24 protein-coding genes, 2 riboswitches and 1 other annotated feature are annotated in these 21029 nt (G+C 36.4%); of the genes, 2 read left to right on the top strand and 22 right to left on the bottom strand.

The genetic code is table 11. From position 1 onward, the window contains the following. Positions 1-2 precede the first annotated feature (2 nt). From Q9B79_RS14610 to Q9B79_RS14555, 12 genes are all read right to left on the bottom strand, one after another. The gene (locus Q9B79_RS14610; protein WP_306185335.1) at positions 3-1358 is read right to left on the bottom strand and encodes a sodium-dependent transporter; all 1356 of its coding nucleotides are present in this window, start codon (positions 1356-1358) and stop codon (positions 3-5) included. Positions 1359-1469: 111 nt separating this feature from the next. Next, positions 1470-1718 (bottom strand) — a binding site (T-box leader). Positions 1719-1779: 61 nt separating this feature from the next. After that, complete coding sequence (locus Q9B79_RS14605; protein ID WP_306185333.1) at positions 1780-2397, bottom strand: NAD(P)-binding protein; 618 nt, start codon at positions 2395-2397, stop codon at positions 1780-1782. Beyond that, the gene (locus Q9B79_RS14600) at positions 2372-3127 is read right to left on the bottom strand and encodes a sirohydrochlorin chelatase (RefSeq protein ID WP_306185331.1); all 756 of its coding nucleotides are present in this window, start codon (positions 3125-3127) and stop codon (positions 2372-2374) included. The genes Q9B79_RS14605 and Q9B79_RS14600 overlap by 26 nt, the downstream gene beginning before the upstream one ends. Before the next feature lies 1 nt (position 3128). Continuing rightward, positions 3129-3905: a uroporphyrinogen-III C-methyltransferase gene (gene cobA / locus Q9B79_RS14595; RefSeq protein WP_306185329.1), complete on the bottom strand. Its 777-nt coding sequence runs from the start codon at positions 3903-3905 to the stop codon at positions 3129-3131. A 78-nt stretch (positions 3906-3983) separates the two neighbouring features. Then, on the bottom strand, positions 3984-4184 hold the full coding sequence (locus tag Q9B79_RS14590) for a DUF3906 family protein (RefSeq protein WP_000366917.1): 201 nt from the start codon (positions 4182-4184) through the stop codon (positions 3984-3986). Between the two features lie 10 nt (positions 4185-4194). Further along, complete coding sequence (locus Q9B79_RS14585; protein ID WP_306185327.1) at positions 4195-5817, bottom strand: nitrite/sulfite reductase; 1623 nt, start codon at positions 5815-5817, stop codon at positions 4195-4197. Positions 5818-5828: 11 nt separating this feature from the next. Further along, on the bottom strand, positions 5829-6422 hold the full coding sequence (gene cysC / locus Q9B79_RS14580; protein WP_306185325.1) for an adenylyl-sulfate kinase: 594 nt from the start codon (positions 6420-6422) through the stop codon (positions 5829-5831). Between the two features lie 12 nt (positions 6423-6434). Then, the gene (gene sat, locus Q9B79_RS14575) at positions 6435-7571 is read right to left on the bottom strand and encodes a sulfate adenylyltransferase (RefSeq protein ID WP_306185323.1); all 1137 of its coding nucleotides are present in this window, start codon (positions 7569-7571) and stop codon (positions 6435-6437) included. 38 nt (positions 7572-7609) lie between these two features. Further along, a complete protein-coding gene (locus Q9B79_RS14570) occupies positions 7610-8314 on the bottom strand; it encodes a phosphoadenylyl-sulfate reductase (RefSeq protein WP_306185321.1) in 705 nt (234 codons plus the stop codon). A gap of 87 nt (positions 8315-8401) precedes the next feature. After that, the gene (locus tag Q9B79_RS14565) at positions 8402-8545 is read right to left on the bottom strand and encodes a YezD family protein (protein ID WP_000116161.1); all 144 of its coding nucleotides are present in this window, start codon (positions 8543-8545) and stop codon (positions 8402-8404) included. Positions 8546-8617: 72 nt separating this feature from the next. Next, positions 8618-8726: riboswitch (SAM riboswitch) on the bottom strand. A 117-nt stretch (positions 8727-8843) separates the two neighbouring features. Next, complete coding sequence (gene lysA, locus Q9B79_RS14560) at positions 8844-10160, bottom strand: diaminopimelate decarboxylase (protein WP_306185319.1); 1317 nt, start codon at positions 10158-10160, stop codon at positions 8844-8846. Positions 10161-10340: 180 nt separating this feature from the next. Then, positions 10341-10522, bottom strand: a riboswitch (Lysine riboswitch). An 89-nt stretch (positions 10523-10611) separates the two neighbouring features. Next, entirely contained in the window at positions 10612-11007 is a 396-nt protein-coding gene (locus tag Q9B79_RS14555) for a DUF3888 domain-containing protein (RefSeq protein ID WP_306185317.1), read from the bottom strand. 248 nt (positions 11008-11255) lie between these two features. On the opposite strand from Q9B79_RS14555, the gene Q9B79_RS14550 reads away from it, so the two are divergent. Next, positions 11256-13142: an LTA synthase family protein gene (locus Q9B79_RS14550; protein ID WP_306185315.1), complete on the top strand. Its 1887-nt coding sequence runs from the start codon at positions 11256-11258 to the stop codon at positions 13140-13142. 181 nt (positions 13143-13323) lie between these two features. After that, positions 13324-14025, top strand: coding sequence for a CDP-diacylglycerol--serine O-phosphatidyltransferase (pssA, locus tag Q9B79_RS14545; protein WP_306185313.1), 702 nt, complete (start codon positions 13324-13326; stop codon positions 14023-14025). A gap of 30 nt (positions 14026-14055) precedes the next feature. Here pssA and Q9B79_RS14540 read toward each other — a convergent pair whose 3' ends face one another. The 10 genes from Q9B79_RS14540 to hisD form a co-directional block, all read right to left on the bottom strand. Next, entirely contained in the window at positions 14056-15027 is a 972-nt protein-coding gene (locus tag Q9B79_RS14540; RefSeq protein ID WP_087985506.1) for a 2-hydroxyacid dehydrogenase family protein, read from the bottom strand. A 144-nt stretch (positions 15028-15171) separates the two neighbouring features. Beyond that, positions 15172-15339, bottom strand: a complete 168-nt coding sequence (locus Q9B79_RS14535; protein ID WP_087985505.1) for a YozQ family protein — start codon at positions 15337-15339, stop codon at positions 15172-15174. A 68-nt stretch (positions 15340-15407) separates the two neighbouring features. Beyond that, complete coding sequence (locus Q9B79_RS14530) at positions 15408-16427, bottom strand: histidinol phosphate phosphatase domain-containing protein (protein ID WP_306185308.1); 1020 nt, start codon at positions 16425-16427, stop codon at positions 15408-15410. 11 nt (positions 16428-16438) lie between these two features. Beyond that, a complete protein-coding gene (gene hisE, locus Q9B79_RS14525) occupies positions 16439-16762 on the bottom strand; it encodes a phosphoribosyl-ATP diphosphatase (protein WP_306185307.1) in 324 nt (107 codons plus the stop codon). 10 nt (positions 16763-16772) lie between these two features. After that, a complete protein-coding gene (hisI, locus tag Q9B79_RS14520; RefSeq protein WP_000803969.1) occupies positions 16773-17078 on the bottom strand; it encodes a phosphoribosyl-AMP cyclohydrolase in 306 nt (101 codons plus the stop codon). After that, on the bottom strand, positions 17075-17833 hold the full coding sequence (hisF, locus tag Q9B79_RS14515; protein WP_306185306.1) for an imidazoleglycerol phosphate synthase cyclase subunit: 759 nt from the start codon (positions 17831-17833) through the stop codon (positions 17075-17077). The genes hisI and hisF overlap by 4 nt, the downstream gene beginning before the upstream one ends. Continuing rightward, positions 17827-18546 carry a 1-(5-phosphoribosyl)-5-[(5-phosphoribosylamino)methylideneamino]imidazole-4-carboxamide isomerase gene (gene hisA, locus Q9B79_RS14510; RefSeq protein WP_306185304.1) on the bottom strand — a complete coding sequence of 240 codons (720 nt, stop codon included), beginning with the start codon at positions 18544-18546 and terminating at the stop codon, positions 17827-17829. The genes hisF and hisA overlap by 7 nt, the downstream gene beginning before the upstream one ends. After that, the gene (hisH, locus tag Q9B79_RS14505) at positions 18519-19148 is read right to left on the bottom strand and encodes an imidazole glycerol phosphate synthase subunit HisH (RefSeq protein WP_306185301.1); all 630 of its coding nucleotides are present in this window, start codon (positions 19146-19148) and stop codon (positions 18519-18521) included. Before hisH ends, hisA begins: the two co-directional genes overlap by 28 nt. Continuing rightward, a complete protein-coding gene (hisB, locus tag Q9B79_RS14500) occupies positions 19149-19733 on the bottom strand; it encodes an imidazoleglycerol-phosphate dehydratase HisB (protein WP_001209290.1) in 585 nt (194 codons plus the stop codon). Continuing rightward, a complete protein-coding gene (hisD, locus tag Q9B79_RS14495; RefSeq protein WP_306185298.1) occupies positions 19733-21022 on the bottom strand; it encodes a histidinol dehydrogenase in 1290 nt (429 codons plus the stop codon). The genes hisB and hisD overlap by 1 nt, the downstream gene beginning before the upstream one ends. Positions 21023-21029 lie beyond the last annotated feature (7 nt).

The raw sequence follows: 21029 nt of genomic DNA, 5'->3' as shown, positions 1-21029 counted from the left end.
TATTATACAAACATTTTAAATACGCCTATCGCATTTAAAAATACAATAATTACCGTTACTGGGATAACATAACGAAGTAAGAAGAACCAAATATTAAATAATGTTTTCCCTTTTGTTTCCGTAACTTCTAATTCTTTCATTAACATTTCTTTACTCATTTTATTTGGTACGAATAGCGAAATGGCTAGTACCCCTAACGGTAATAATACGTTACTTACCGAGAAATCGACTAAGTCAAAGAATGTTTTCTCAAATATTTTCACATCACTCATAATTCCAAACGATAGAGCTGACGGAATTCCAACTGCAAAAATTAGAATACCAATTAACAATGATGCTGACGGACGCTTCTTCTCATTCCCCTTCGCAACAGATGCTACTACAATTTCAAGCATGGAAATCGCAGATGTTAACGTCGCAAAGAAGAATAGCACTAAAAACATAATGAAGAAAAATTGCCCAAATGGTATTTTCGCAAATACTGCTGGAAGGACGATAAATAGTAACCCTGGCCCTTCAGTCGGCTTAACACCTAACGCGAAAATCGCCGGGAAAATCGCTAATCCTGCAAGTACTGTAACAAAAACAGTTAAACTTACAATAGATGTTGCTGATTTCGCTAAATGTTCTTCTTTCTTCAAATAGGAACTATACGTTACCATTACTGAGGCACCAACTGTTAGCGAGAAGAACGATTGTCCCATCGCATATAAAATCGTATCTGCTGTTAGCTTTGAAAAATCTGGTTTTAAGAAGAACTCTACCCCAGCCATAGCACCATCAAGTGTTAACGCACGAACAATAATCGCAATAAATAAAATAAATAATAGCGGCATCATATACTTACTTGCCTTTTCTATCCCTTTCTCTACACCTTTACTTACAACAAAAATCGTACAAAGCATAAAGATAAATTGCGCTCCAATCGCGCTTACTGGATTTGAAATCGTCTCACCGAATAATTGCCCATAATCAGTCACTCCATTCCAGAAACTTCCTGTCACACTATAGTATAAGTAAAGTAAAATCCATCCACCTACAACACTATAAAAAGATAGTACACTAAAACAAGTAACAACTCCCATACGACCAATCCAAGGATATAACTTGCTATTTGGCACTAATACTTTATATGCAGTAACTGCCTCTTTTTGTGTACTACGTCCAATAACAAATTCAGCTATAAGAAGCGGCATACCTATAAATAAAGTTAATAGTAAAAATACAAGGAAGAATGCGCCTCCCCCACCATTACCTGCAACATATGGAAATTTCCATATCGCACCAAGACCTACTGCGGCTCCAGCTGCTGCGAGTACAAAGCCTATTTTCGACGTCCATTGCTGTGTTTCTTTCATTATAATTTCTCCTTTTCTGAATATTTAAACTTTTGTTAATTATACACTTTCATTTCATACTCGCACACCTCCTTTAGAAAATAAAAAAGTCCCCTACACGCAAATATGCATGTAGAGGACGATATATGTAATGTAAATACCGTGGTACCACCTCAATTGGATTGATAAATCCCACTTGTTCAAGTACAGGAAAAACTCCGATACTCTATCCTTTTAACGGCGGAACCCGGGTTGCCTACTACAATGTTCAACATACCTCTCGCAAGCCCATTCTGTATATTTTATCGTACCGGGCTCACACCTTACCCCAGCTCTCTGAACGTATCAAATATACATACTCTTCTTGCTCATCGATTTCATCTATTGAAGTTACTTGTGATTATAAATTATATTTTTATAGTTGTAAAGTACAATTTATTCATTATCCTATATGAACTCTTCTCTCTAATTCTTGTAAAAACAATTCTCTTTTTTGTTCATTTTGAACATATATCGACTTTAATACTTCTTGCAACAATATATTTCTCTGTCTTTTCTCTATTTGTAATTCTTTCACTTTTATTCTAACTTCGTATAAAAAATTAAGGTACGACTCATACGCCTCATCATATTTATTTGCAATATCATCACGAATTTTTTTTGCAAGTTTTGGGCTCGCTCCCCCAGTAGAAACAGCCACATTCAGTAATCCACGATGAATCGCCGCCGGAAAATGAACATTACCACTTTCCGGGTTCGTAATAACATTTACTAATTGATTTTCTGCGCTATCTTCAGCAATTTGTTCATTTAATACGGCATCACTACTCGCTGCAACAACTAAAAAAGCGTCTTTAATGTCACTTTTCTCATACTCCCTTTGATACCAACGAATTTTCTTTTCTTCTACAAGTTTCACTAAATTTGCATCCAATTCAGGACTTATCACAACTATATCCGCACCTTGTTTTAGTAAAGGAATAATTTTAAACCCCGCAACTTTCCCTCCACCAATGACAACAACACGTTTCTTCTCAACTCGCACTGTAAGTGGATACATATTGATCTCCTTTCAATAATTTTTTCGTTTTCTGAATTAACATATACTGAAACGCTTCATTCTTCCCTAAATACGGACTTATTTTTATATCATCCAACTCATATTGGCGTACTTCTTTTTCAATATGCTTCATAAGCAAACCTGTAAATAACAAGTAAGGCAGTACAACGATATTCTTTTCTTTTCGTTCTACAACTTCCTTTAACGTCTCCTCAAATTTCGGCTCGGCAGCCGCTAAATAACAAACTTCTACTTTCTCAATCTTCTCTTCCGTTTGAAATAAAGAAGCAATCCAGTTTATATCTCGTAATACTTCAGGGTCACTGCTCCCTCTTGCAACAAGAAGTAGCGTCACTTCATTTTTATCTTCCTGTTCAATACCACTCCCGCTATATACCGATTTAACAAGTGTTTCTGATACACCAAACGGATTACCATAAGTCACTTTAACATTCGAAAATTGATTATTTAACTTTTCCAATTCAAACGGGATATCTTTTTTCACATGACCTGCCGCTAATAAAAAAACTGGAATAACAATAATCTCTGTAGCACCACGCTTCACACATGTACGGAACCCTTCATCAATAGTCGGACTCGCTAACTCTAAAAAACAAACTTCTTGAATATTTGCCTCTACATGGTTCATGCATGACGTAATAAACCCAATAGCTTCTTCTTTAGCTGCTTTCAAACGACTTCCATGGCATATATATAAGATGGCTTTCATTTTATAATACTCCACTTACTTGATACGTACTTTCTGTCTGTTTCTCAAACCAATGGATTTTTTCTCGAAAACGGACCACTTCTCCAATTACAATCATGCTCGGATTTTGAATTTGTTCTGTTTTTGCAACATCTACAATTGTTCCTAACGTTCCAACAACTGTACGCTGCATAGATGTCGTTCCTCGCTCAATAATAGCAACGGGTGTACTTTTATCTTTTCCATACTTCATCAGTTGCTCACATATGTAGGGTAAATTGCTAACCCCCATATATACAGCTAAAGTTTCTACACCTTTCGCTAAATTTTCCCACTTCACTTCTTCTTCGGCATCTTCTTTTCTATGCCCCGTTACAATAGCAAAACTTGCACTTGCATCACGATGTGTCACTGGGATACCAGCATAAGCAGGAGCAGCTATTCCAGCTGAAATACCAGGAACGATTTCAAACGGTACACCTTGCTTTGCTAACGCTTCAGCTTCTTCTCCTCCCCTACCAAATACAAATGGATCCCCACCTTTTAGCCTCGTTACAACTTTTCCCTTTTTCGCATATTTAATAAGAAACGTGTTAATTGTCTCTTGCTTCATCGTGTGATAATTTGGTAGTTTTCCGCAATAAATTAAATCCGCTTCAGGCTTTGCATAAGAAAGCAATTCTTTATTCACGAGACGGTCGTATAAAATAACATCTGCTTTCTCAATACATTTCAATCCTTTTACAGTAATTAAATCTGGATCACCAGGACCCGCTCCCACGATATAAACCTTCCCCATCATCTCTCCTCATTTCTACTATTAAAGTGAAACTTCCATCCTTATATACGAATGGAAGTTTTCATTATTTTTTATTCCCTACTCATGAATAACAAATGCCGCACCTTTTCGAATCTTCTTTTTTTCAAATAAGGAAATCTCCTTTACTTCTGGCAGCGGTAAAAAATGCTTTTCAAGCTCCATCTCCGCAAGCTTAAACGCCTGTTCTTCACTTTGAGCAACGACAACAATAGGAACAATACTATTTACTAACACAGCTTCAAATCGATATAAATCCATATTGTCCCTCCTAAGACGCTATTACTTCTTCTAGTATGTTATTTAAGGCTATTTGTAATGTCTCTACACCAACGCGGCCTACAAAATCATAAAACGTTTCAGCTGGTAATTTATTTTCTTCGAAATAACGTATAAATGATGCGAGTACATCAGGTAGATCCTCGCCATCTATTTTTCCTTTTAACTTTTGGTTATAAGCACCACCATCTAACAGCGTTCCACCTACATATATTTCAAATGCTTCAACAATTCCTTTTTCCTTCGTTTTCATTTTCACCCCTTGTAATCCAATGTCAGCAATTTGACGTTGACCACATGAATTCGGGCACCCTACCATATGAATACGAACCGGAACATCGAGTGCAATTTGTGTATCTAAGTATTCGGCAATTTTTCGCAATCTTTCTTTCGTTTCTACTAAAGCAAGATTGCAATATTCAATACCAGTGCAAGAAACCGCATGACCAATAAACGATTTCGGACTTGCTGATATCGCTTCAAATAATGGCTCATTTAGTAAACCCTCCACATTTTCTGGCGGAACATTCGGAATAATAAAGTTTTGTGAATTACATGTACGAATTTGTCCATTCCCATACTGTTTAGCAATTCTTGCAATCTCAAACATTTCTTCTGCATGTAGGCGTCCTACTGGCACATTAAAACCTACATATTTTAGTCCGTCTTGTTTTTGATCTTGAACTCCATAAAAGTATCCCGCATTCCAGCCTTTGAGAGCACTTTCCCCTTTACTTTGCAATGGTCCTGTATACTCTATTAGTTTCTCTTTGAACTTCTCTGCTCCCCAGTCTGCAACAAGAAACTTCAAACGGGCTAAATGACGTTTTTCGCGATATCCAAAATCACGGAATATCGTAGCAATCGCAATTGCTACCGCCTTCACTTCTTCTGGTAAAACGAATACATCTAATTCATCCGCTAAATATGGACGAGCTGATAATCCACCGCCTACTTTTATATGAAAACCAACTTTTTTCTCACCGCCTATCTCTTTCGTTGCAGGTGTAAATGCAACACAGTTAATCTCTGCGTTTGCTGAATTATAAATGTTAGAACTAATAGACATTTTAAATTTACGTGGTAAGTTAGAAAACTCTTCATTATGTTGGAAATAGTCATATACCTCTTTTACAATGCCAGTTGTATCAAACAGTTCATTTGCATCAATGCCAGCAAGTGGATTTCCTGTAATATTACGCGTTATATCACCACACGCCCCAGCTGAAGATAACCCAACTCTTGCTAATCTTTTAAAAATATCTGGAATTTGATGAATTTCTAACCAATGAAACTGAATTGCCTGTCTTGTCGTAATATCTATTACGTCACGTCCATAATCCTCAGCGATAGAAGCAAGCACTTCTGCCTGTGCATTCGTAATAATCCCAGAAGGAATATTTACACGCATCATAAAATAACCAGCTTCTTTCGGTCTTTGTAAATACAACCCTGCCCATTTGAATGAGTCCCACTCTTCTTTCGGAATAGATTCGAAGCCATTCTCTGCATAGTAAGGAATATCATTAAAGATCTCCAAGCCATCTTTTTTTAATTTATTTTTCTCAGTTTGATTTAATTTTTCATTGTTAGCCCATACTTTTTCATAACTCATTTTTTATCCCCCTATATAAAACTACGCTCTTGTAAGTATGTCACGATTTGTTCTGCACATTCTTCAATAGAATACTTGTGCGTTTCTACAACTAATTCCGCTTTCTCTGGTTCCTCATACGGTGAATCGATACCTGTAAAGTCTTTAATATCACCTTTTCTTGCTTTTTTATAAAGCCCTTTCGGATCACGTTTCTCACACTCTTCAATTGGACATTTTACAAACACTTCTATAAATTCATCTGTAGCTAATAGATCTCTAACTTGTTTTCGGTCTACTCGAAACGGTGAAATAAACGCTGTAAGAACAACAGTCCCTTGATCTACAAATAGCTTCGCTACTTCGCCAATTCGCCTTATATTTTCCATACGATCACTTTCAGAGAAACCTAAGTCTTTATTTAAACCGTGACGAATGTTATCCCCATCCAGCACATAATTTCCAATATTCTTTTCAAACAGTTTACGAGCGACCGCATTTGCTACTGTAGATTTACCCGAAGCAGATAAACCAGTAAACCAAATTACAAAACTGTGATGTCCATTCTTCACTCTTCTCTCATCTTTTGAAACCGAAGCTGTATGCCAAGTAATATTCGTATCCATCTCGTTCTCTCCCTATTCTGTTACTACTGCTTTTTTCAAGCCTTTAATTAGCACTTCCACTACTTCTTTACGACTAAATGTACTTGGCGGAACCTCACCGTTTCTTAATAATTCTCTTACTTTCGTACCCGATAAAATGACATGATCTTCTTTTCCGTGCGGGCATGTTTTCGTCGAAGCCATCGCTTCACATTTCGTGCAATAAAAACTATGTTCAAAAAATAGCGGTGTAATCCCTAATTCTTCTACTGTAAAGTTTGTAAAAATTTCTTGCGCTTCATAAGTACCGTAATAATCTCCTACCCCTGCATGATCTCGCCCTACAATAAAGTGGGTACATCCAAAATTCTTTCTGACTAGTGCATGAAATATCGCTTCCCTCGGCCCTGCGTAACGCATCGCTGCAGGAAATACACCTAAAAAGACACGATCTTTCGGATAGTAGTTTTGAAGTAATACTTCATAACTTTCCATTCTTACATCAGCAGGAATATCATCCGACTTCGTTTCCCCAACGAGCGGATTTAAAAAGAGGCCATCTACAATTTCAAGAGCAGATTTTTGAATATATTCATGAGCACGATGTACCGGATTTCTCGTCTGGAATCCAACTACTGTTTTCCAACCACGTTTTTTAAATTCCTCTCTCGTTTCAATTGGATCTAAATGATAAGAAGGAAACGGATTATTTTCAAAACGTTTCGTCAAAACAATAGCTCCTCCGACGTAAACGTTCGGTCGTTCGTATAATTTTTTCACTCCAGGATGAGCCTCATCCGTCGTTTTATACACTAGTAACGCTTCTTTTTCCTTATCAGGCACAAAAATATCTTCTATTTGAATGACACCATATACATTTCCACCGTTAACAAGTTTTACTTCCTCTCCAACTTTTAGCGTCTCTGCTACCTCTTCTGTTACTGGTAATGTAATTGGTATACTCCAAACACTTCCATTATTTAAACGAAGCGTTTCTACAACCGAATCATAATCTTTCTTTCCTAAAAAACCAGTAAGCGGGCTATATCCCCCTGTCGCTAATAGTTCTAAATCACTTAATGCAATGTTGTCTAGCCCAATTTCTTTTTCAATTTGTGATACGTCGTATGTCTCGTCTACACGATTTACTAATTCGTTTACTGTACTCATTTTCTATATCCCCTCTTAGTTTTATTTCAAGATTCATCTTATTGATAATGAAGACCACATTCAGTTTTCACTTTCCCAGCCCATCTACCATCTCTCGAATCGCCACCCTCTCCTACAGGTAACGTACACTTCTCACACCCAATACTTGGATATCCAATGTCATGTAATGGGTTATACGGCAAACTATGTTTGTATACATATCGCCATACCTCTTTCCACGTCCAATGAATGAGCGGACAAACTTTAATAGATCGAAAGCGATGATCTTGATTTATAAACTTTGTATGCTTACGGGTTTCTGATTGTTCCCTCCTTAAGCCCGATATCCACGCTTTTTCCGCTGCTAATGATTTTTCTAACGGTAAAATTTTTCTAATCTTACAACAAAGATTCGGATTACTTTCCCATAATTTCTCACCATGCAACTTCGCTTGTTCGTCAAGCGTAAGTTCCGGTTGTTTTTCTATAATATTTAATGAAGGAAATCGCCTCCGCACTTTTTGAATTAATTCATACGTTTCTTGAAAATGAACATTTGTATCTAAAAATACAACTTTAGCAGATGGATTTACTTGGTTTATAAGATGCAGCAATACCATCCCTTCCACTCCGAAGCTACATGCGTATACAATTTCACTTTTATATTCTTTATAAGCCCAACTTAATACAGATAACGCGCCTTTCGTTTTATCTTCTTCTGAAAATGAAACATCATTTTCTTCCCACGTTTCATACGTCAACATGTTTTTTCCCCCTGTAAAAGCAAAAAGACGGTTTTAACCTAATCAAAATAGGTTAAAACCGCCTCTAGTTTTTCTAGTCAGCGCTTTTTACTTTAAACGTACTTTTTCACTTTTCTCTAATTGAATGACTTTTCCATCTTGCACAACAATTGTAATTGAACCATATTTCATATCAGCAAGCATCGCTTCAATTTTCTCAGATACTTCCTCAAAATGTTCCCGTACACTCACGCGAACAGCCCCCCTTTTTATTCATAAAAAAAATCTTTCCCATTTCGAAAAGACTGTTCGGTAATATATTTTACCTTATCTTTCAAAATGGATTCCATTTTGCTGGATTTAGCACCTTGCTTTCTATAAGCAGGTTGCCGAGCTTCGCCGGGCCAGTTCCCTCCGCTTCTCTTGATAAGCTTTGTATTTGTATTTTATCACAATTCTGATTTTTTTCAATCCTAGTTTTCCGATATATTTTAATTATTTTATTTTATAAAAAAGGAATTGCCCCTCCGAACAACTCCTTTTTCTTCATTTAAACAAGTTCTTTAATACGTATGCGATCGTTCCCAATAATATTTTCATATGTTTCGCGCTCTACAACAATTTGTGATGTACCACCTTTCGCGAAGACGACAGCTGGTCTACGAATCCGATTATAATTATTCGCCATCGAGTACCCGTATGCCCCCGTACAAGAAATTGCTAGTAAATCAGCAGAAGCAACTTTTGGTAGGGTAATATCCCAAATTAACATATCTCCACTCTCACAGCATTTCCCTGCAATCGAAACAACTTCCTCGTTCTCATCATTCCCTCGATTCGCTAACATCGCTTCATAACGAGCGTTATATAAAGCAGGCCTTAAATTATCAGTCATCCCACCATCGACTGATACATATTTCCGAATACCAGGAATGTCTTTTACAGATCCAACTGTATAAAGTGTCGTTCCAGCATCACCTACAATACTACGGCCTGGTTCAATCCATATTTCTGGCAAGGGATAATTACATACTGTAAATTGCTCTCTCACTGCACTGGTTACAGCTCGCACATACGTCTTAAGAGTTAATGGCGTATCTGACTCTGTATAGCGTATTCCGAATCCTCCGCCCACATTTAGCACTTTTACTACATAATTTGTTCGCTCTCTCAATTTTTCTAAAAATTGATGAAGAACTTCAATCGCTCGCACAAAGCCGGCCGTTTCAAATATTTGTGATCCGATATGTGAATGAATTCCTAACACGTTATAATTTGATTTTTGTAAAGCAAGCTCAATTGCTTGCATCGCTTGACCATTTGACACGCCAAATCCAAATTTTGAATCATCTTGACCTGTTGTAATATATTCATGTGTGTGCGCCTCTACCCCAGGCGTTACACGAATTAATATGTTCACAAATTTCCCATGTCGCACTGCTAAATCATGCAAAATTTCTAATTCTAAGAAGTTATCTACGACAAAACAACCAATATTCGCCTGAAGAGCCATCTCAATTTCTTCATCTGTTTTGTTATTGCCGTGAAAATGAATGCGCGATGCCGGAAATCCTGCTTGAAGTGCAGTATATAATTCCCCTCCAGAAACAACATCTAATGACATATTCTCTTCACGAGCTACTCGGCACATCTCCATGCACAAGAACGCCTTGCTTGCATATGCTACTTGATAAGAGAAACCACTTTCTTTAAAAGCACGATGAAACGCGCGGCACTTTCCTCGAATTGACTCTTCATCGTATACATAAAGTGGTGTTCCATATTGTTTTGCTAGCTGCGTCGTATCGCACCCTCCAATTTCTAAGTGTCCTTGCCCATTGATTCGGCTTGTGCCGTGTAAATACATTTGAATTCCTCCCTTATTTCCTCTAAAACTCATAACCCCAATCTTCTATTCATTGCAGCACGCTTTTAGATAGACAAAAAACGCGCGGAACAATGTTCACACGCGTTTCTTATTAGGAAAAATATATATTGAAAAAATAAACGAGTTGTTATCTCCTCAAAATAAGAAACCGCATCAACATCTCCAAATAGCTCTCCATAAAATAAATCTTATGACAGTACTACATTTATTCAACGCAGTCCCAATATATGAATAAGATGGTTATTCTTATATTTCGGCAATAGTCCCTTTCAACCTATGATCACAGATTCCATTAAATCTCCCATAGTTTACTCTTTCCTATCGCGGCCTCTACCTTTGAGAGTAGATGAGGTAAGTCTATTTAATTTTCAAACATCTAATTGTTGCTATTAACAATACCAAAGGACCATTTTATTTGTCAAACAATTTTTTATATTGTTTTTTTACAGTTTAGTTTCGTATCGTTTGGTAAGCGCTTTACTAAAACCTTCGTCACTTCCCATTCGCCTTCTTCATTATTAAATGTAATCGTTACCTTCTCAAATGGTGGAGCAATTTTCCCCGCAACTCGTTCATATTTCGTTACTTCAATACTTGCTTGAAATAAATATGTACCGCTATACACTTTTTTTAAACTAATAATTTTAGGACATTCATACGGCTTCAAGCTCCCATATTGTTTTTCAATTGCTTTATTTATTTTCGGAAATAAAACAGAATAAAGGGCATCTTCCATAAGAGGTGCATCATACTGGGCTACCGACACACTCGGTGAAGCAAAAAGTATAACACTACTACATACTATAAAATACAATAACTTTCGCATTATAACCTCCTTACACGATTCTTTCTGCGCACGACAATAATCATATATAGAAACTCCGTTTTATTGTCTCCTGCTGCCCTTTTTCTACTCAATTATTATAAAAAAGTCCACAACTCTCTTTTATTTTCGTATAATGATACTCATAGTATAATAAACATAATAACAAAGGACTGTTCGTATATATAAAATGAGGCGCTAATCAAATCGACTCACAAGAACTGTCATGCTTTTTAGGAGAGGAGTATATTATGCTACAACGTCTGTTTCCAAAACTGCGATTTGCACTCGTTGCAGTCGTTTTATTATGGATAAAAACATATATTGTGTACAAGCTAGCATTCGATATTAAAATTGATAATTTCTTTGAAGAATTTATGCTTTTTATTAATCCACTAGCTGCGTTACTTTTATTTTTCGGTTTTGCTTTATTTGCATCTAAACACCGAAACCGCGTTATAGTTGGAATTAGTTTTATACTATCATTCATTTTATTTGGAAATGCAATGTTTTATGGGTTTTATAACGATTTCGTTACATTCCCAGTGTTATTTCAAACAAATAATATGGCTGATTTAGGGACGAGTATAAAAGAACTCTTTACGTACAAAACATTACTTTTATTTGCAGATGCAATTATTTTAATGTTTCTTTCGCGTAAATTCCCTGCATTTTGTGACAAGACGCCGCTTTCTCGCTCTGAGAAGCGAACTTTCTTTAGCGGTGTAACAGCTCTATTAGCACTACAAATTGTTGTTTCTGTTATTTATAAACCACAAATGTTCTCACGCTCATTTGACCGTCAAACTGTCGTGAAAAATTTAGGTTTATACACATATCATCTATTTGATATTACACTTCAATCAAAATCTTCAGCTGAACGTGTATTTGCAAGCGGCGACGGGTTCTCTGAAATTAAAAACTATACAGACTCAAAAGATAAGCAAGCTGATAAAAACTTATTTGGAGCTGCAAAAGGTAAAAATGTGATTTTGATTTCAATGGAATCTACACAAAGTTTTGTTATAAATAAAAAAATAAATGGAAAAGAAATTACACCATTTTTAAATGAATTTATTAAAGATAGTTTTTATTTCGATAACTTCTATCATCAAACAGGACAAGGTAAAACTTCTGATGCTGAATTTATCGTTGAAAACTCACTTTATCCGCTAGATCGTGGTTCTGTATTCTTTACTCATGCAACAAATGAATATACAGCTACACCAGAACAATTAAAGAAATACGGATATTCTTCTGCTGTATTCCATTCAAACGATAAAGCGTTTTGGAATCGTGATGTAATGTATCCTGCACTTGGATATGATCGTTACTTTAATTTGAATGATTACGTAGGCACAGAACAAATGTCTGTCGGTTGGGGATTAAAAGATAAAGAGTTCTTTGAACAATCTATTCCAAAGCTAAAATCTTTACCACAACCGTTCTATACGAAGTTCATTACTTTAACAAACCATTTTCCATTTCTTCTAAATCCAGAAGATCAATATGTTGATGAGTTTAATTCAGAAAGTGGTGTTGTAAACCGTTACTTCCCAACTGTTCGTTACACGGATGAAGCTCTTAAACGATTTATTCAACAATTAAAAGAAGAAGGACTGTATGATAATACCGTTATTGTCATTTACGGAGATCATTACGGTATTTCTGAAAACCATAACGCAGCCATGGCCCAGTTCCTTGGGAAAGACGCTATTACACCGTTTGATTCTATGCAACTACAACGCGTCCCTCTCATTATTCACGTGCCTGGTCAAGAAGGAAAAGTCATTTCTAAAGTATCTGGTCAAATTGATATTAAACCAACGCTACTTCATTTACTTGGTATTAAAACAAATCAATCAGTTGAATTTGGAACTGACTTATTTATTAAAGAAAAAGACCCACTTATGGTAATGCGTGATGGCAGCTTCGTCTCGGAAGATTATGTGTATACAAAAAACATGTGTTATAAACGAAATACAGGTGAAGAAGCGGACATTTCATTATGTCAACCAAATATTGAAAAAGCAAAAACTGAATTGAAACTCTCCGACAAACTCATTTATGGAGATTTATTACGTTTCGACCCTAACAATCGGTATAAGACTGGAACGATGACAACGAAATTTGAATAATACAAGGAGCAACTTTATAAAAGTTGCTTCTTTTTTTACTTATTTTTCAAATCATTCTTCTATGAAATCTTTCACAAATTGGGAATTTTTTTCGTATGAGGAAGAAATTTATGGTATGATAAAATAAGTAAACTTTCATACACTAATTAAGAATTTATTACAGAAAGCAAGGGATCAGATTTTGTATAGAGCAGCTATTCCAAACTTATTTACGCTCGGAAATTTATATAGTGGATTCTTGTCAATCGGCTATGCATCTTTAGGATATTATAAATCAGCTGCTATTTTAGTACTTATCGGGATGATGTTAGATAGTCTTGATGGGCGTGTTGCTCGTTTATTACGCGTTGATTCACAAATGGGAAAAGAGCTTGACTCGCTTGCAGATGTCGTAACATTTGGTGCAGCACCTGCTGTTCTCATGTATTACACATCTTTCTCCAATTATGGAATCATCGGACTTTACATAGCGGGACTATTCCCTCTTTTCGGAGCATATCGTTTAGCTCGATTTAATGTTACACCATCTTCTACTTCAATGAAATATTTCACTGGGGTACCGATTACAGCAGCGGGAGGGCTTGTTGCTTTCTTAACATTATTTTCACATACCATTCCAAAAATCGTTCTTATTACAGTATTTGTAACGTTCGCATTTTTAATGGTGAGCCGCATTCGTATCCCAAGTTTAAAAGATGTACCAATTCCACGATATAGCATCATTATTACACTATTTTTAGTTGGAATCATTATCACAATGTACCAAACAGGGTTCGGTAATTTTTCCGTTTTCTTATTCATTGCTATTCCACTATACATTTTGTATATGCTATCTCAATTTATTAGACAAAGACCATCTAAAAGAGCAAATAAAGACAAATAAAAAAACCTTCCGGTTCCGGAAGGTTTCTTTTTATTTTGTAACGAATACTTTTTGATTTACAGGTGTTACAGGCTCTTCACCGTTTAATACTGCTAAAATATTTCTTACTGCCATTTCAGCCATCGCATCACGCGTTTCGAATGTTGCATTTCCTACGTGAGGAGCAAGTACTACATTCTTTAACCCTTTTAGCTCTTCAGTAATTTTCGGTTCAAACTCAAACACGTCAAGAGCCGCCCCTTCAATTTCATTCGTTTTTAATGCATGAGCGAGTGCTGCTTCATGCATGATTGGTCCACGTGAAGCATTTATAATATACGCAGTTTTCTTCATCATTTTAAATTGTTCTTCATCAATCATATGGTGCAATTTCGGATTATACGCACAGTTAATTGTAATAAAGTCTGCTGTTTGTAATAATTCTTCCAATGTTACATATGTTGCTTCCAGTTCACTTTCAGCTTCAGGCTTTCGATTTGGTCCTGTATATAAAACATTCATTCCAAACGCTTTCGCACGCTTTGCAACTGCCTTTCCGATTTCTCCAAGGCCAATAATTCCAATTGTTTTACCGTGTACTTCGCGGCCTAAGAAAAATAATGGTGCCCATCCGTTGAATCCAGTTGTACGACATAGCGTATCACCTTCAGGAATTCTACGTGCCGCTGCTAAAAGAAGTGCAAATGTTAGTTCTGCAGTAGCTTCAGTTGATACTTTCGGTGTATTCGATACTACAATTCCTTTTTCACCCGCATACGTGTAATCAATATTGTCGTAACCAGCACCATAGTTTGCAACAATCTTCAAATTAGGTGCCGCATCAATCACTTCTTTTGTCACCTTTGTAGAAAGTAGGCTTAACAATGCATCTTTGTCTTTTACACGCTCTGTTAATTCATCTAAAGAAATTAACGCCTCTTTATCGTACATTTCTACATCATGATCCTTTAATAGTTCTAATCCGATTGCTGGAATTTTCCCTGCTACTAATATTTTTGCCACTACTAACACCTCTTCTATAGAAAATAAGATATCTCTTATCTCTCATTGTAAGAAATCCATATATAAAAACCAAGGAATTTGATTATAGTTTTAAAAATCGACAATTTTCCACAAAAAAGAGGAGATGCAAATCTCCCCCTCTTCTTATGCTTTTTCTTGCGATTGTTTTCCAAGCTTCACATCAATCGTTCCTTCTGCAACTGTATCACTAATTTGTTCCTCAATAACGGATTGAGATGTAGCATTCGTTTCAGAAGTATACGCTTGTTGCTGTGCACCTTGTACATTTTGTTTATTTTGTTGTTTCGCCATTTCTTTACCCTCCTTTTTATTCTTTCTTATTTTGAACAAAAAGGTGGGTTTTCATCAAAAAATCGTGATCATTTTAAGATTGTAACTTCTCCTTCCAGCAATTTCATCGTTCTTACTCGTTTCGTAAATGTAGCTAAATGCGAAATATCATGATTTCGTAACGTCTTTATATTCTCTTCCACATATTTTCCTAAATCATGCGGATAATGAGCATCTGAGGAAAGTGTAATCGGGACTCCATGCTTAGCTAATACTTGTAAATATAGTGGACTCGGGCACATCTCGCGCACAGGATAGCGATAGTACAATCCCGCATTTATTTCCGTTGCTGTATTTGTTTCTACTAATGCACGCGCAATTTTCTTATAATAAGAAATTTGTTCATTCTCATCTAACCGATAATTAAATACTTTTATGTTGTCAAGATGAGCAATAATATCAAATAACTCAGAACGAACTGCGCACTCAACCGTTTTGAAAAACGTATCATATAAAGCATATAAGTCATGTTCCTTAAAATATTCTTTCGTATCTGGATTATCAAATCCCCAGCCATTTAAAAAATGAACAGAACCAATTACATAATCAAAATCTCCTAATGCAAGTAAAGATTGTAATTGTTGTTCACCACCAATAAAATAATCTGCTTCAATTCCAAGTTTAAGCGTAACACCTCTTTTACTCCACCGTTCTTTCGCCTCTTCAATTGCCTTTGTAAAATCATGTAGTGAAGCTACCCTTACTTGGTCTAACCATTCCTTTTGTAAACGTCCAAGCCCCGAATCACTAATATCAACATATTTTTCATAGTATTCTTTCGCTTCATAAAAACGGTATAAATGATCGACAATACCAACTTCTTTTATCCCGTTTCGCAAAGCTGCTTCTAAATATAAATTAATCCATTTCGTTGTAAATGGCCCTTCATTCACACGTCTTTGCAGGCGTTCTTGTGTTTTCACAAGCCATTCCATAGAATGTTTTTCTTCTTTTAGCGGTTCATAATGTTGTAATGATTCATTTATTTTAGCTAGCCATCCTATTGAATATGGCCCTTCTTCTAAATGAATGTGATAATCCACCTTCATACATACTCCCCCTATAATGTATCTATTTCTCTTCTGTCCCCTACTCTCGAAAGCTTCCCATTTCTTTCTTTCACTTCCTCCATAATATCTTCTAATGATATATTTTTTTCGGCTAATAACACGAAGCAGTGATACATTACATCAACCATTTCTTTCACTAGCTCTTCGTTATCATTATTTTTGGATGCAATAATTACTTCCGTACATTCCTCACCAATTTTCTTTAAAATTTTATCTTCTCCTTTTGAAAACAAGTAATTTGTATATGATTCAGAAAGTGGATTTCTCTTTCGTTCTTCAATTGTTTCAAATAATAATGTAAAGGCGTTTTTCATATGTATCCCCCTATATAATTTTGTAATGAAAACATGTTTTTTCTCCCGTATGACATGCAGGTCCCACTTGCTTTACGACAACAACGATTGAATCTTGATCACAATCTAAATAAAGAGATTGCACATGTTGGACATTACCTGATGTTTCTCCTTTATTCCATAACGACCTTCTTGAACGAGAATAAAACCATGTTCTTTTCGTTTCTATTGTTTTTTCATATGCCTCTTCATTCATATAAGCTAGCATTAAAACTTCTTTTGTATCTTCTTCAATTACAACTGCTGGTAATAGTCCTTTTGAAAAGTTAGGTTTCATAGCCGCACCTCAACATTTGCATTTCTTAACTTTCTCTTTACGTCCCCTATTGTCGCCTCACCGTAATGAAAGATTGATGCCGCTAATGCTGCATCAACTGTTGTCTTTTGAAACACTTCTATAATGTGATCAGCATGACCGCACCCGCCTGACGCGATGACAGGTACGGAAACACTTTTTGAAATTTCTTCTGTTAAACGAAGGTCATATCCGTTTTTCGTTCCGTCTGCATCCATACTCGTTAATAAAATTTCGCCTGCGCCTAGCTCTGTAACACGCTTTGCCCACCTGATTGCATCCATTCCCGTATCAACTCTTCCGCCGTTCACATATACATTCCACTTACCCTCCGCTACTTTTCTAGCATCAATTGCTACAACAATACATTGTGAGCCAAAATGCTCTGCCCCTTCTTCAATTAATTTAGGATTTCGCACTGCTGCTGAGTTAATTGAAACTTTATCTGCTCCAGCTCTTAGTAAATTGTACATATCTTTCACACTTGAAATTCCTCCGCCAACTGTAAGAGGAATAAATACTTTTGAAGCCGTTTTTTCTACAACATCTATAATCGTTTTTCGTCCTTCATGAGTTGCTGTAATATCTAAAAATACTATTTCATCTGCTCCCGCATCATTATATAAAGCTGCTATTTCAACAGGATCCCCGACATCTTGTAATCCTATAAAATTGACACCCTTTACGACTCGCCCTTCTTTCACATCTAGACATGGAATAATGCGTTTTGCTAACATAACTTTGTTACCTCTAGCACTTCTTCTAAATCTATCGTTTTCTCGTAAAGAGCCTTACCAATTATGACGCCGTATATGTTCATATCATTTAACTTTTTCACATCTTGAATAGATGCAACTCCTCCAGAAGCAATAAGTCGAGTAGAAACGCTTTTTTGTAGTAACTCCAATTGTTCTATATTCGGTCCTGCAAGTGTCCCGTCTTTCGAAATGTCTGTAAATACAATCGTTTGAACACCTACATTCTCCATTTGTTTTGCTAAATCAATGTAAGAAATTTCAGATACATCAAGCCAGCCTCTCGTTGCTACGAAACCATTTTTCGCATCAATTCCGACGATGATTTTTTCTTTATATAGAAAAACTGCTTCTTCTAAAAATGGCTTATCATAAAGAGCAGCTGTTCCTAAAATCACTTTATCTACCCCTACTGAAAATAACTTCTCTACGGCTACAAGTGATCGAATTCCTCCTCCAACTTGCACTGGAATACGTACTGCCTTGCAAATTCTTTCAATGACGGACAAATTTAACGACTCACCAGCAACTGCACCATCTAAATCAACAATGTGCAACCGTTTCGCTCCAAATGTTTCAAATATAATCGCTTGTGCAACCGGATCTTCATTCATTACTGTTTCTTTACTAAATTCTCCTTGATACAGTCTAACGCATCGTCCCTTTTTCAAATCGATAGCTGGGAAGATTTCCATGATTCTACCACTCCTTTAAAATTTTTCAACATTTTCATTCCTATGTCACCACTTTTTTCAGGATGAAACTGTGCGCCATATATACTTCCTTTTGCTACAAAACCAGGTACTTTCACTCCATAATCACTTATTCCATACACAATTTCATTTGGACAATCTGCGTAATAAGAGTGGACATAATATACGAAAGAACCGTCCTCTACTCCATTCCAAAGCGCTATTTCTCCTTCCTTCTTTAACTCATTCCATCCCATATGAGGAATTTTATAAGGAACCTTTAACTTTCGAATAACGCCTGGCAATAAACTTAGCCCGTTACAGTCTTGTAGTTCCTCACTTTTTTCAAATAAAAGCTGCATTCCTAGGCAAATACCTAGAAGTGGTTTTCTTGAACGCCCGATTTCTTGTAACACACGCACTAAATCTTTTTCTTCCAATACATCCATCGCTTTTGGAAATGCACCTACTCCTGGTAAAATCACTCCATCACTTCTAAAAATCTCTTCTTTATCACTCGTTACAATGTACGCTGCTCCAATATACTTTAATGCTTGTTCTACACTACGAATATTTCCCATTCCATAATCTATAATGGCAATCAATTACAACATCCCTTTCGTTGAATTTACACCAGTAATGTTGGCATTTCTTTCGACTGCTTCTCTAAGCGCTCTACCAAACGCTTTAAATAACGCTTCAATTTTGTGATGTGTATTACTTCCGTATAAAATACGAGCATGTAATGTAATATTGGCAGCATGAGCAACTGCTCTAAAAAATTCTTCCGTTAGTTCTGTATCAAAATCCCCAAGCTTCGGATTCGTTAATTCTCCTTGAAATACAATATATGAGCGTCCACTTATATCAATTGCGACAAAGCCTAAAGACTCATCCATCGGTACATATGCTGAGCCGTATCTGTTAATCCCCTCTTTACTGTGCAATGCTTCTTTCAAACAATTTCCGAGTACAATCCCAACATCCTCAACTGTATGATGCGCATCAACGAATACATCCCCTTCTGCCTCCACTTGCAAACCGAATCTTCCATGCCTTGCAAATAAAGTTAACATATGATCAAAAAAACCAACTCCCGTTCGTACAGAAACGTTCTTCCCATCATCAAGCTGTAAACTTAATTTTATTTTTGTCTCTGTCGTCTCACGTATTTGACTAGACTCACGCATTATACTTCCTCCTCAAATCTTATTTGAATTGCTCTCGCATGCGCATGTAATCCTTCTTTATTGGCAAGCTCTACAATATGATGTTGGACATCTCTTAATGCTTCCTCCGTATAAGACAAAAAGCTTGATTTTTTCACGAAATCATCGACTGATAACGGTGAGAAAAACCTTGCCGTTCCACTTGTCGGTAACACGTGATTCGGCCCTGCTACATAATCACCGAGCGGTTCCGGTGCATATGGTCCAAGAAAGATAGATCCTGCGTGTTTCACATAAGCTAAAGCATTCATCGGTTCTTTTATATGTAACTCTAAATGTTCCGGGGCAATTTCATTCGATAATTGGAGCGCCTCATCTAAAGAAGGAACGATACAAATAGCTCCATTTCTATTTATCGATTCACGTGCAATTTCGCTTCTCGGTAATGTTTCTAACTGTCTTTCTATCTCTTTTTCTACTTTTTTTGCTAACTCTATATTCGTTGTAATACAAATTGCTGTCGCTCTCTCGTCATGTTCTGCTTGTGATAATAAATCAGCAGCGATATATTTTGCATTACCGGTTTCATCAGCGATAACTACAATTTCTGATGGTCCGGCAATCATATCGATATTTACTATTCCATATACTTCTCGTTTTGCTAGAGCGACGTACAAATTTCCAGGTCCAACTATTTTATCCACTTTCGGAATCGATTCCGTTCCGTATGCTAAAGCTGCAATTGCTTGCGCACCACCTATCGTATAAATTTCATCTACCCCTGCAAGACTTGCAGCAACTAAAATATGTGGATCAATTCCTCCTTCTCTCGGCGGTGTTACCATTACAATCTTTTGCACACCAGCGAGTTTTGCTGGCAATACATTCATTAATACTGACGAAGGATACGAAGCCGTTCCGCCTGGCACATATACTCCTACATTTTCTAACGGCCGAATGATTTGTCCTCTAACGATACCTTTACTCTCGCAATCGAATATAGATTGCCTTTTTTGCTTTTCGTGATACGAAATAATGTTTTTCTTCGCCTCTTGTAACGCTTCTAAAAATGAATTTTCTACAAACATACTCGCTCGTTTTATTTCTTCTTCACTTACACGAAACTCTTTCATCTTTACACCATCAAACTTTTTTGTATAAAAAGATAGGGCCTCATCCCTACTCTCCCTTACATTTCGAACGATTTCGCTTACATTTCTTTGAACAGTTTCTTCTATTATATTAGCGTTTTCTCGTAGCAATTTTATTTTCGATAACGCCTTTTGAAAATCTTCAAAAACGATCTCCATTACAAGT

Origin of the sequence: Bacillus sp. MHSD_36 (genome assembly GCF_030757775.1) — a bacterium.
Taxonomy (GTDB): Bacteria; Bacillota; Bacilli; order Bacillales; family Bacillaceae_G; genus Bacillus_A.
Note: the sequence above shows the minus strand (reverse complement) of the source record. Positions and strands in the feature narration are given on the sequence as shown.